We start from the raw sequence: 12,848 nt of genomic DNA, 5'->3' as shown, positions 1-12,848 counted from the left end.
CTGGATTGGATTGTTGATCATTTACCAGTGCAAACTACGTTTCTTTTTGTCCTACAGTATAAATTCGCGGTAAGGCACATTCCACACTACCTCATGCGCCAGGCGATGCCCTTCGTAGCCGTCTTCCCCATAAGCTGTACCATGATCGGAAAAAGCCATGCAAAACGTCTTGCCACGCTTCCGCAAAGCATCAAACAAGCGTCCAAGTTCACCATCCACATACCGCAAAGCTGCTCGTTGAGACTCTACTGAATCTTTTGAAGAACCCTTTACAAAATAATGATTAGGCCCATGGATGGCTGATACATTCATAAACAAAAACAAACGCTGTGCAGGGTCTGCCTTTTCCAACAGCTTCAAGGCATGATTCACCTGATGCTCTGTTGAACGAGGGTTGGTAACGCCAAAGTTCATGCGCCAGTAGCTCTCTTGAAAATATCCGGGCAGCACCTTGGCCAGCTTGTTCTTCTTCGTAAAAAATATAACGCCGCCGATACAGATGGTCCGATAGCCCTCGTTCTCCAGCCCGGACACAATGTCCGGAGCATCGAACAGCCAGGTATGTGGATGCGTACGCAGTCCCGTATCTTTTGTGTGAAACAGCCTGACATGTGAAGCCTTATCCGTATTGGCCGGGGTCGGTAAAAATCCGCCAAAAAAAGCATGGTGTGCAGCATATGTAAAGCTCCCTGGTGTATGGCGCTTTTCCCACGACCCGGAGCCGCATAAATTCGGACAGTTTTCTTCCTCCAGCTTGGCTACATCATAACGCAGGGTATCCAGCGTAATCATGACAATATCATGAGAGCCAACAATTTGATTCATATCAGTCATTATCTGTCTTTCCTTTCCAAAACTACGCTCCTATTAGCAAGGTGCAACATTTCCCATTCATATGGATTCCAACCCTGATGTTCAACCCGGTACAGTAAATCACCGAACGGATTAACATCCAATACGTAGGGACGACCACCGTGAGCCGGAACAAGCACATCCAGTCCAGCAACCATGGACGCCGGAAAGACCCTCATGGCGGCTTTTGCAGTATGCTGAACCGATTCCACCGTACTTTGTGGTAGTTCGGCTTCCTCCAGCAAGAGTCGCTCATTACGCAAATGTAGATTTGTAATAGGGCTGTGGCTCAAACGTAAAACCGCATGACAAGCCTCTGATTCACACACGAGTTGACGCACATCATAAACACGTCCGTTCAAGGTCGCTTTGGGAATCCAGCGTTCCACATGTACCCCTTCCGAACATAGCCAGTTAAGGATGGCATGAATATCCTGCTTGTCTGTATAACGACGCAATCGTCCGGCATTATAGTACACTCGCTGTCCGTGTATGATCTCTGTTCCAATCGTAGTCACCGCCAGCTCTGCATGCGTTTTGGGATGTACCTGATAAGCCATGACACCAGAAGCGCCTGACCCGCAAAATATTTTCACAAATACGCGGTGAAACCCACTCTCTTTCATAGCTGCATGCAGATCAACAGCATCACGAAAAGCACCGCCTGAAGCTGTAAGCACAGGCGGGACTCTGATGTCTGCCTGGTCTAATACGGCGCTACAACGCCGTTTGTCAAACATGACGGCTACTTCCGCAGGATCGTTCATCCAGCGCGACGAAGGCCAGAGCCGATCTACTTCATGCCGCAGCCAAGCCAGCAGTCGGCAATAGCCCCGGAACCATTGTGCCGGGTGCCAAATGCGACCACGCTGTTCCTGCAAACGGCGCGCTTCTGCCGCTAGTATACCTGTGCCATGTGCCCATTCCGGCCATGGCAACAGAGAATCATCTCCCTCGGCATCCGGGGCGCCCAGAGCAATCAACTCCCGCTCTACCTCATAGTTTTCGCCCGGTGCATCCAGACGTAGCAGCGGGCCTCTGTCCACCCGACCTTTCAATAATTGATCAATGCTCTCTTGCAATTGGACACTGCCATTCACGCTATCTTGCGCAGCTTGTGCAGCTATCCTGACCATCAGTTCGCTCAGACTTTGCTTCTCTCGAATGGCCCCCAACACATCTGTATAGGAGACCTCCAGAGCTGACGGAAGCATTAATCTGCTTCGTGCTTCCTGCAGCCCCGTAGTTCGACGATTCCCCGAATTACCGAACAAGATAAACGGCTCGTTGACATTACTATCCCACATCTTCATCATAGAGCCGCCTCACTTTTATTCTTTTTAATTTTAAAGTCAATCCGTTTTAGAAATCCATTGGAGCAAATTACTCTGTCAGTGATGGATAGCGCCAATCATCTTCTTCATCTGCTTCTTGTTGATCTTCTACGTTCACAGATAAACCTGAGTTTTTCCAGCGCCCCATCATTTCACTAGACATATAATGATAGCTCAAATCCAGATGTTTCAGTCCTTTTATACTTTCACTACCCAGCAACGCTTCTGCTCCTTGATCAGACAAAGTACCTTGTGAGAGATCCAGCACTTCCAGTTGTCCAATCACAGGGGCATTAGCAGCAGCAATGGCAATTTCATCCTGTATCTCACTGTCTTTGAGTCCCAAGTATGTAAGTTTTGGAAAAGGATTGCTGTCCAAAAACGGTAAAATATCTTCCAGTTTACCGTCAAAACCATAATCCTCGACACCCAAATACAGCTCCAGCTTGCGCAGTTCAGGCAGTTCGGCATTACGGATTTGCTGAAGGACGCTCACAGGTAGACCGCCACAAATAATAACCAATTCTTGAAGATGATTATGGCGAAGGGGTTCCAAGCTCAGATCCTGGCTTCCTTTAATATGTAAGGATTCAAGCTTTGGAAACGCTTCTAACAGCGGGGACAGATTCGTTTGGTTAATCCATGATACCTCACACTCATCATATTCCATATCACCAATAAACAGCTTGCGCACCTTAGGAAATTGATCTTTTAGCCTCACTAACACGGGTATAAAATCATCTGGTGAATTTTCATAGGCGCCGCCCCAATCTCCAATGATCAGATCCGTAACTTGGGCACTCTCCGGCTTGGCTGCCAGTTCCTCAATAGATTTAGCCATCGTTTGGCCATTCTCATAAGCTTCATAATCTACAACCAATTTCACTTCCATCTCACAATTCCTCCGATCGCTTGTCTGAGATCTCGTAAACTATCTATTTCCAATTTAGTCTATCCTATTCTACCAATGTTCGTCAAAAAAAGTCCCAGATCGACATTAACCCTATGTAAAATGTGCAAATGAAATAAAAACAAGACAGCCCAATTGCGGGCTGCCTTGGAATGTATCCATAATAAATTTCTACTATTATAAAGAACGCAAGTTTAGAACCAAGTTATTGGGTAATTGTAATCGGTGAGTTATCGGACAGCAATGCCAGATTATTCACGATCACATTCTCTTCCTTGCTCAAGCCACTGGTAATGAGTGTTTGTGAGCCTGTCGTTTGAACAGTTTTCACTTCCTTGCGTTTCGCATGGTCGCCGCTTACTACATATACATATTCTTTACCTTGATCCTTTTGAACTGCCGCAGTAGGAACAACAATGCCTTCTTGCGCATTGGCAGCGACAAAGCTGATATCAGCCAACATGCCGGATTTCAGTTTCATGTCTGGATTGGCTACTGAGATTTTTACAGGATAACCTTTTCCGCTTGCATCCAACGGGCTTACATTTTTTACTGTACCTGTTGTTACAATGTTGGAAGCTGCAACACGAACCTGTACCTTGTCACCTGCTTTTACATTGTTGATCTGTTCCGCAGGGACATAAATCAATGTATTGACCGTACTCAGGTTAGCAATGACTAGCGCAGGAGACTGAGCGGATACCATTTCGCCCACTTCTGCATTTTTCGTACCCACAATACCGTTGATCGGTGATGTAACAACGGTGTCATCCAATGCATCCTGAGCAATGTTTACATTCAGTTGTGCCTGCTTAAGAGATTGTTGGCTAGACTGGATGCCAGCCGTATTTTGAGATACTTTAAGCTGATTCTGCGCATTGCTGTAGCCGCTGTTAGCATTACTGTAGCTATTTTTTGCTGTATCATAGCTGTTACGGGCTGTAGTTAGAGCCTTTTGAGCAGCTATCAATTGGTCTTTTGCATTAGCCTGCGCATTTTGTGCATTATTATAAGCCGCTTCCGCATTCACAACTGCGGTTTTTGCTTGTTCTAATTGTGCTTGGGTGCTCGCACCAGCATCAAACAGACTTTGTGTACGTGTTACATTCTTTTGTGCATCTGCCAAAGCTTGCTGTGTTTGTTTCACCGTATTGGCTGCCGAGGAAACACCATGTGTCGCTTGTTCTACGGCTGTAGTTGCTTGATTAATAGCCCCCTGAGCCTGATTGATTGCGCTTTGGGATTGAATCACACCGCTCTTGGACTGCACTAAGCCCGAAGTTGCTTGAACCATCGTTGATTCATGGGATGCTTGAGCAGTACTTACGCCAGCTGCTGCGGCTGCTGCTGCGGCGCGAGCTTTTGCAACATTGTTACGCATATCCTTATCATCAAGCTTGAAGAGGACTTGGCCCTTTTTAACCTCAGAACCAATATCCACAGGCAGCTCAACCACTTTACCGCCTACTTTAGGCACAATATTGACGGTTTCCGAAGGTGTTACCGTACCTGTATAAATATTTCCCTGTCCGATAATCCCCTGCTGTGCTTGACTAATTTTAACTGGAACGACCATGTCCTGAGCCGCTCCGCTATTACTGGAGCAGCCTGCCAGCACTGCGCCGCCGAGGACTAAAGCCGCTAATGTACTTTCTACTCTCAATATTTTCATGATAATTCCCTTTCTTTCTGTCCGTGGAAATAATGTAAGCCATCCAGTCGATATTTTTGTATTTCTCTTTATTAAGCTTCCGGCTGTGTCTTTGCTTTCTTCCTCTGAATAAACAAAAAGATGAGTGGAATCGTGCAAAACAGCGGTATAGATGAAATGAGGAACGTATCCCCAATTCCTCTCGATGTAGCATCCAGTGTGATTAAACTACTTATGGATGACATCCATGAGCTACCCAATGTCGCCTGTAGCGTATGAGCTGAGTCCTGTGTAATGGACTCCGAAATTTGCTGGGCATGAGCAGCTGAACGGCTTTGCATAATGGCGGTCAGTACCGCAATCGCCATAGATGCAGCCACAGTACGTACAAGATTGGACGCTGTAGACGCATTGGCTACCTTGCTCGGATGAACAGCATTCATGCCGACCGTGGACAATGGCATCATGCAAATACCAATTCCCAGACCTCGTAATGCCATTACGGTTTCCAACCAGGCATGCGAAGTATCTGGCGTAAGCTGATGAAGATGATAGGTCATAAAGCTGGTTAGTGTCAGGCCTACAAGTCCCAAAGGCACAATGCCGAACTTATCAAACAGCTTCCCGGCGATAGGCATCATGGCCGCCATGGCAATGGCCTGTGGAATGAGGATAATACCAGTATCAATCGGTGACACGCGCTGAATATTTTGCAAAAACAACGGTGTAAGGAACGTTCCTCCATACATCCCCATCATGACCAGACTGGAGGCGATAACACTAATCGTATATTTTGAATTTTTGAATAATGAAATTTCAATTACAGCATTATCCTTGCCGCTTTCTACATAGATGAGAAAGACAAGTGCCCAGAAAGAAATAAACAGCAGAGATACAATCCCAAAAGAAGTCCAGCCATCACGCTGGCCGTTTGTCAGTGCGTACAAGAGTGTTCCTGCACAGGTTGCCGCTAGTAAAAATCCTGGCAGATCAAACGGTTTCGGCGTAACCTTAGGCGGCTCCTTGATGAGAAGGATGACCATTAAAATGGCAAATAAAGCAACCGGCAGACTGACAATAAACAAGAAACGCCAGTTAAACCATTCAATTAAGTAGCCACTCAGCGTAGGCCCTACAGCTGGTGCGGCCATTGCGGCGATCCCCCATATACCAAGGGACATCCCGATTTGTTCACGCGGCATGATTTTGTAAATAATCGTCATACTCAGCGGCATAATGACACCGCCGCCCAGACCAGCCAGTACACGCGCTGCAATCAGGGAAGAATCACTCCATGCAAAAATACATATTCCTGTTCCCAGTGAGAACACGCTGAGCGCAAGAATCAAAAACTTTTTGTACCCGATACGCTGCTCCATATATCCGGTAATCGGGACGATTACGCCGGATGCAAGCGTGTAACCTGTAATAACCCACTGAATACGTGTCGTCGTTGACCCTAAATCCGTCGTCAATCGTGGAATGGCGACGTTGATCAGACTGTTGTTCAGAATGGCGACAAAGGCGCCTAAAACGATAGCAAAAAAGGCAAGCCAGCGTTCTTTGGAAGAATCTGTCGAAGGAGCAGCAGCAGTTTCATTGGCAGCCACATGGACCCCTCCTTTTTAAGATGTATGAATTTTTACTTCCACGTTCGTCCCAGGGATAAGCTTCATGTCCTTCGGCTTGTTCACAGCAATTTCTACAGGTACACGTTGAGTCACCTTATTAAAGTTACCACTTGTGTTCACAGCAGGAACGAGCGAAAACACTGCATTGGAAGCTTCGCCCACTTTACGAACCTTACCCTGAATGACCTGATCGCCTGCTGCATCAAGCGTAATGTCAACAAGCTGTCCTGGTTTAATACGGTTAATATCGGTTTCTTCAATATTCGTGGATACATACAGGTTGTTCATATCAACCATAGTCGCTACAGCACTACCCGGTGTTCCAATTTCATGCTCTTTCGAATAAATCTTAATAACAGTTCCGTTAATCGGCGCACGCAGTACAGACTTGCTGATCATGCTTGCATCCAGTCCTGATACATCTTGCTCGGCAATCGGTTCATTGCGTTGCAGCACATCTCCTTCTTCAACATCAATTTGGCTAATCTCACCGGAGATTTGCGGCATTACCTTATACTGATCGGCTTGAATGCGCGCATCGTCACTTTTAACAAAGTGTGTTGCCTGATACCAATAATAGTAGCCAATAGCTCCACCACTCAGAATGAGCAGCACGATGAGAATCGGCAATACAGTTTTCTTACTCACTTGTTCCACCCCTGTTGTCCAAAAAATTTTTATTATTCAACGCTAATATTTTAAAATTGAAATATTAGGCCATTAAACCAAATGTAAAGCATAAATAAACACATGGCAGCGAGCCATGCACAAGACAGGACTTGTTTATGTACGTAAGACAAGCTGATCCATAGTCCACAAACCGTCTTCATTATATTTAAATATTTTCATATAACTATTGTACATTGAAATATTATAGATATATTTATCTATTCAGGCAATATAAATTTTCAGTTTTTTCAGAATTTTTTTTCACAAAAAAGAACCTTGTTTCCAAGGCTCTTTCATGAAAAGGGATAGTTTACATTTAAAGGTTCACACAATAATCCTAAGAGAAAAGCGTAGGTCCAACTGACCGATCCCTACAGTTTTTCGCCTCCCGCTCTTCCTTCTTGTCCTTATTCGCTCTGTTCTGCTGAGAAGCTTGCTGCCCCATACATCCCCTGCAACGACAGCGTTCTGCCGTACCATGCATATCCTCTCTGGAGTCTTTTAGTAGTCGTACGTAATCCAAAGATTGCTGTAAAGAAGCCAAACCAGGAAGAAAACGAACCTTCTTCCCTTCTAGCAGACAGTATACTTCGATAAGCTGAGGAAGAGCTCCAAATGCATAATAACAAAATACATTTGTTAAATGATGAAATGTACTAATAACGTTAGGGTTGTAGTCCACCATATACTTTTGAATCAGCAATGAATCCGCTTGTTCTGATTGTTGCCAGGCTGCCTGAATAATCAGCGAAATATCGACCTCCAACTCAGGTACCGCTGTACAAAATTGTTCATACAACATCACAGGCACCAATAAGTCATTATTTAAGGCACATATTTTTGACAACTCGCCTGACACTTTATTTTTGACATCCCAGTAATGGAACAAAGATTCAAAACTGTTCGACTGCTTAGGCCACCACTTCTCCAGCACATACTGAACAGGGACTTCTCGCCGTACCTCTACTTCCATTCCAAAGTATTCGTTCAGCGCATGCCCTATCGCATATTGAACCCTTTGCCGCCAATTCCAACCCTCACGCCCTCGTTTTCTCTGTGATTGATGGATTGACTGCGGAGTTCTCCACATCTCTTCAAGCTGATAGTCGTGCAGAAGAGGAAAGCCGCTTAAGCTATCGCTATTGCGCATACCTATCCCTCACTCTCTTCTCAGGACACTCCAATGCCAGCCTGCGCAAATTGTCTTCCGTAAGCTCGACAATTCTCTTTCTCATCATCGAGTGGATTGAATTCAATCTTCAAACTCTCCTGAATGACTGATGCGCCGCGTTCTTTGACTTTTTCCTCTACCAAGTCCACTGCGCCACAGAATTGTGTATAAGATGTATCTCCACTGCCAAATACAGCAGTCTTTTTACCAGACAGATCAAGCTCGTCTAGTTCCTCGTAAAAATCTAAAAATTCATCAGGAAGCTCACCATCTCCCCATGTATATACACCCAACAGAAATCCGTCATATGCGAGCAATTCTTGCGCGCTGCAATCATACGAAGCCTTCAACTCTGCCTCATGCCCTGCCTGACGAACACCCTCGGCGATCAATTCCGCGATTTCCTCTGTATTACCGGTCATGCTAGCATAAGCAATCATGATTTTACCCAAGTTCATCCCTCACCTTTATTTGAAATATGGGATGCTTTCACTCCCTATTAATCAAATAATATTTGATAATGATTCTCATTGTCAAATAAAAATTTTAAGCATGAAGTGTATTTTGGTAAACATATACGCAAAAAAGTCGCATTATATGCGACTGTTCACTATTAAAAACTATGGATTGTTGTAAAAATATTATGTACGTACAACCAAATCTCCTTTTCATAAATAGAATGAAAATCGAATAGTTGTACGTACAAGTGGGATTGATTTCATTTTAATATGGAAGCGCTCTAATTACAAGTATATCCGAAAAAAATATTTTCGTTCCATTTCACTACTTACTTATTCATGGAACCATTCGATTGTTGCTAAGGTTTGTTGTACAATAGACTCCATGTGGGGATTTTGCGCAGCTTGCTGTCTAAATCCCGAATTGACTGCTGAAGGATGGATTGTACATGTATGTAGCACAAGAGTGGAAAGACTATGAAGTAATGGATACAGGCGGTGGTGAAAAGCTGGAACGTTGGGGTAATATTGTCCTGCGTCGTCCCGATCCGCAAATCATATGGCCTTTGACCCAGGAAACAGCCGAATGGCGTAATGTTCATGGGCATTATCACCGCAGCTCTTCCGGGGGCGGCCAATGGGATATGAAAAAGCCTATCCCCGAGCGTTGGACGATTAGCTATGGACCGCTTAAATTCCACATTAAACCGACCAGCTTTAAGCATACTGGTCTTTTCCCAGAGCAAGCCGCCAACTGGAGCTGGATGATGGATAAAATTAAAGGCGCAGGTAGACCTATTTCCGTATTGAATCTGTTTGCATACACGGGAGGAGCCACTACTGCCGCAGCGTATGCCGGAGCCAGTGTAGTTCACGTGGATGCAGCCAAAGGTATGGTGCAGTGGGCAAAGGAAAACGTTCAATTGTCCGGTCTGGCTGACCGACCGGTACGCTTCATTACAGACGACGTGTTCAAGTTTGTGCAACGGGAACAACGTCGGGGCAACCGTTATGATGCCATTATTATGGACCCTCCTTCTTATGGACGTGGACCTAACGGAGAAACCTGGAAGCTGGAAGAAAGCTTGTATCCGTTTCTCGAATCCTGCATGAGCATCATTTCGGACCAACCCTTGTTCATGCTGATCAACTCCTACACGACAGGTATTTCACCTACTGTATTGCGTAACATGCTGAGCATGACGATGCAACAAAAGTATGGCGGACAAATTAGCGCCGGTGAAATCGGATTGCCGATCACACGCTCTGGATTGAATTTGCCTTGTGGTATTCTCGGACGCTGGGAGGCTTAATTCCTCTTATGAATCAAAATGAACTTACTCGGCAAGAGCATGCACAGCCGAATATTCCCGTCCTATATGAGGACAATCATGTCCTGGCGGTTGTAAAGCCTGTCAATGTTCCGACACAGGAGGATGCCAGCGGCGATCCCGATCTGCTGTCTTTACTCAAGGAAGATCTGAAAATCAGACACAATAAGCCTGGTAACGTCTTTTTGGGTTTAGTGCACAGGCTGGATCGACCTGTAGGTGGAGCCATGATTTTTGCTAAAACGTCCAAAGCGGCTTCTCGTTTGTCAGAATCGGTTCGAAGCCGTCATTTTCACAAGCTGTATACAGCCGTTCTGAATGGCGTTCCTGAGGCCCTCCAAGGCCGTCTAACCCATTACCTGCTTAAGGACAGCCGTACCAACACGGTCAAAACGGTTCGACCCGGCACGGCTGGTGCCAAGGAAGCCATTTTGGAATACCAGGTTGCCGGACAAGCTGCTGGACTCAGTCTTGTGAAAATTAAGCTGCACACCGGACGCTCGCACCAAATTCGTGTACAGATGCAGGCAATCGGCTGTCCCCTCTATGGGGACCAAAAATATGGCGGTAATCTGAGCCGCCCCGGTCAACAACTGGCCCTCTGGTCCTTGCTCGCTGGAGCACCGCATCCGGTCAGCAAGGAAGCAATGAGCTTCCACTCACTGCCTCCTGTCCAATTTCCTTGGAGTAAGTGGCCCTTGTCGCTTTATGATACAATGATTGCTTCGGATAATTGAGTAGACTTACCACAAAGAACCCGCACTGCATGTAAACAAACATGCAATGCGGGTTCTCTTTTTGCACAAAAATCAAATGAAAATGTATCCATGCTTATGATGAGGAAGCCATGGTCTTCCCCTTCTCGCTGTTCACCAGCTGTTGACGGGCACGAGCGTTTTGTGCATTCGTATTTTTGATAAAAAACGCCAATACCAAAGCTGTCACGCTCAATAGTGTTGCAATGATAAATGCCGAGTTAATACCGTAGATCGTAGCTTGATTGCTAGCAGCCAGCATTCCCGCTTTGTCCGTAACGTTCAGTCCCTCGGATGCAACCATCGTGGTCAAACGATTGCTGGTTTGAGTAGACATCACCGTCACTAGAATTGCTGTCCCAATCGAGCCCGAAATCATACGCAGCGTATTGCCCATCGCCGTACCATGGGCATTTAATCGTTGCGGAAGCTGATTCAGTCCGGCCGTTTGGATCGGCATCATCAGCAATGACATCCCGAACATTCGTACCGTATAATTGATTAACAGTGTCATATAGGTGGTTGATTCGGTTAAACGTGTAAATTCCCAAGTCGTTACAGTCATAATCAACAATCCAATTACAGACAGCCAGCGCGCTCCAATTCGGTCAAAAATAGCCCCCGTCACAGGAGACATGACCCCCATCAGAATCGCTCCTGGTAACATTAGCATACCAGACTGGAGTGGTGTAAATCCGCGAATATTTTGCAAATAAATTGGAAGCAATATCATACCGGCGTACAGAGCCATCGTCACAATAACATTAATGATTGTCGTCAAGCTGTACACATCGTATTTAAAGATACGAAACTCCAGCATAGGCTCATCTACCTTCAGTTGTCGGACAATAAATAAAATAAGCGCAATCGTCCCGACGATGAGTGTAGACACCACTGGAATACTCCCCCAACCCGATGTTCCAGCATCACTAAAGCCGTATAACAGCCCACCGAAACCGAGTGTAGACAAAATAACACTGAGAATGTCCAGCTTAGGCTTGGACTGCTCGGTTACATTTTTCAGAAAAATAAATCCGATTACAATCGAAATCACAGAAATCGGCAAGATGATCCAGAACAATACTCGCCAGTCATAGTGCTGGACTATATAACCAGATAAGGTTGGTCCAATGGCTGGAGCAAACCCCATCGCAAGTCCCAGCGTTCCCATTGCACGGCCACGACGCTCTATTGGGTAGATGTTCAAGATAACGACCATCATTAATGGCATCATAATCCCTGCACCCGCAGCCTGAATAAGCCGACCGATCAGCAATATACTAAAACTCGGCGCTATTGCACATAACAGCGTGCCGATTGAAAAAATAGTCATTGCACTAATAAACAATTTACGAGTAGAGAAACGGGCAATCAGGAATGCGGTCACCGGGATCAATACCCCGTTCACGAGCATAAAGCCTGTGCTAAGCCACTGAGCTATATTGGCATCTACATTCAGATCACTCATCATTTTCGGTAAAGCCACACTTATCAATGTCTGGTTTAAAATTGCAACAATTGCGCCAATCAACAGAGCGGCCACAATGGGTGCTCTGCGGACATTACCTGGTAGTGTCATTTGAGGACTGCTCAAGTTGATTCATTCCCTTCGGTGTTAATTTCATGATCATTTGTTTATGAACATCCAAGAGCAACTCTAGCTGCTCCTCCGGGATATCCAGAATTGGCAAGACGCGCTCGATCCACATGGCGTCTACCTTTTGCATTATATCTTTTCCTTCTGTCGTAAGCGTCAGTACTAAAGATCTGCGATCATGCTCATGCCGTCCGCGAGCGATATATCCCGCCTTGGTCAAGCGGTCAACCACCCCGCTCATAGAGCTGCTTCCCACATGAGCTATCTCTGCCAGCTCGGATAACCCAATATTGGGGCGTTTATTCAGAATGGCCAAAGCCATGTGCTGAATGGCCGTTAGATCCAAATGCTGCTCCTCGTTCCAGAAAGCATAAAATATCGTCTTGTTAACCTCCCTTACCGATTGAATAATCCGATACACCTCTAGTCTGTCTTCCTCTCTGTCGCTCACTAGAACCATCCTTCTTCCCCATACATATTCATTACCCA

The 12,848-nt window shown here is 45.6% G+C and carries 12 protein-coding genes; 2 read left to right on the top strand and 10 right to left on the bottom strand.

Annotated elements, in window-relative coordinates:
* Positions 1 to 51: 51 nt before the first annotated feature.
* The 8 genes from G9G57_RS10280 to G9G57_RS10245 form a co-directional block, all read right to left on the bottom strand.
* Positions 52 to 834 (bottom strand): STM4013/SEN3800 family hydrolase, encoded by a 783-nt coding sequence (locus G9G57_RS10280; RefSeq protein WP_017427603.1) that lies wholly within the window; start codon positions 832 to 834, stop codon positions 52 to 54.
* Positions 834 to 2,168: an STM4014 family protein gene (locus tag G9G57_RS10275; RefSeq protein ID WP_107733469.1), complete on the bottom strand. Its 1,335-nt coding sequence runs from the start codon at positions 2,166 to 2,168 to the stop codon at positions 834 to 836. The genes G9G57_RS10280 and G9G57_RS10275 overlap by 1 nt, the downstream gene beginning before the upstream one ends.
* A 67-nt stretch (positions 2,169 to 2,235) precedes the next feature.
* The gene (locus G9G57_RS10270) at positions 2,236 to 3,078 is read right to left on the bottom strand and encodes an STM4015 family protein (RefSeq protein ID WP_107733468.1); all 843 of its coding nucleotides are present in this window, start codon (positions 3,076 to 3,078) and stop codon (positions 2,236 to 2,238) included.
* A 223-nt stretch (positions 3,079 to 3,301) separates the two neighbouring features.
* Positions 3,302 to 4,768, bottom strand: a complete 1,467-nt coding sequence (locus G9G57_RS10265; protein ID WP_107733467.1) for an efflux RND transporter periplasmic adaptor subunit — start codon at positions 4,766 to 4,768, stop codon at positions 3,302 to 3,304.
* A gap of 71 nt (positions 4,769 to 4,839) precedes the next feature.
* Positions 4,840 to 6,357: a DHA2 family efflux MFS transporter permease subunit gene (locus G9G57_RS10260; protein WP_016822117.1), complete on the bottom strand. Its 1,518-nt coding sequence runs from the start codon at positions 6,355 to 6,357 to the stop codon at positions 4,840 to 4,842.
* 15 nt (positions 6,358 to 6,372) lie between these two features.
* On the bottom strand, positions 6,373 to 7,026 hold the full coding sequence (locus G9G57_RS10255) for an HlyD family secretion protein (RefSeq protein WP_107733466.1): 654 nt from the start codon (positions 7,024 to 7,026) through the stop codon (positions 6,373 to 6,375).
* 358 nt (positions 7,027 to 7,384) lie between these two features.
* Positions 7,385 to 8,197, bottom strand: coding sequence for a hypothetical protein (locus tag G9G57_RS10250; protein ID WP_107733465.1), 813 nt, complete (start codon positions 8,195 to 8,197; stop codon positions 7,385 to 7,387).
* Between the two features lie 20 nt (positions 8,198 to 8,217).
* The gene (locus G9G57_RS10245; RefSeq protein WP_016822119.1) at positions 8,218 to 8,676 is read right to left on the bottom strand and encodes a flavodoxin; all 459 of its coding nucleotides are present in this window, start codon (positions 8,674 to 8,676) and stop codon (positions 8,218 to 8,220) included.
* A gap of 449 nt (positions 8,677 to 9,125) precedes the next feature.
* Here G9G57_RS10245 and G9G57_RS10240 point away from each other — a divergent pair, with 449 nt between their 5' ends.
* Positions 9,126 to 9,989 (top strand): class I SAM-dependent methyltransferase, encoded by an 864-nt coding sequence (locus tag G9G57_RS10240; protein ID WP_013371574.1) that lies wholly within the window; start codon positions 9,126 to 9,128, stop codon positions 9,987 to 9,989.
* A gap of 8 nt (positions 9,990 to 9,997) precedes the next feature.
* Positions 9,998 to 10,744: an RluA family pseudouridine synthase gene (locus G9G57_RS10235; protein ID WP_017427596.1), complete on the top strand. Its 747-nt coding sequence runs from the start codon at positions 9,998 to 10,000 to the stop codon at positions 10,742 to 10,744.
* Between the two features lie 94 nt (positions 10,745 to 10,838).
* On the opposite strand, the gene G9G57_RS10230 is transcribed toward G9G57_RS10235, so the two are convergent.
* The gene (locus G9G57_RS10230) at positions 10,839 to 12,341 is read right to left on the bottom strand and encodes a DHA2 family efflux MFS transporter permease subunit (protein ID WP_038978030.1); all 1,503 of its coding nucleotides are present in this window, start codon (positions 12,339 to 12,341) and stop codon (positions 10,839 to 10,841) included.
* Positions 12,325 to 12,810 (bottom strand): MarR family winged helix-turn-helix transcriptional regulator, encoded by a 486-nt coding sequence (locus G9G57_RS10225; RefSeq protein WP_017427594.1) that lies wholly within the window; start codon positions 12,808 to 12,810, stop codon positions 12,325 to 12,327. Before G9G57_RS10225 ends, G9G57_RS10230 begins: the two co-directional genes overlap by 17 nt.
* Positions 12,811 to 12,848: the final 38 nt, after the last annotated feature.

Origin of the sequence: Paenibacillus sp. EKM211P (assembly GCF_011066175.1) — a bacterium.
Lineage (GTDB): Bacteria > Bacillota > Bacilli > Paenibacillales > Paenibacillaceae > Paenibacillus > Paenibacillus polymyxa.
This window is presented reverse-complemented; position numbering and strand designations above follow the sequence as displayed.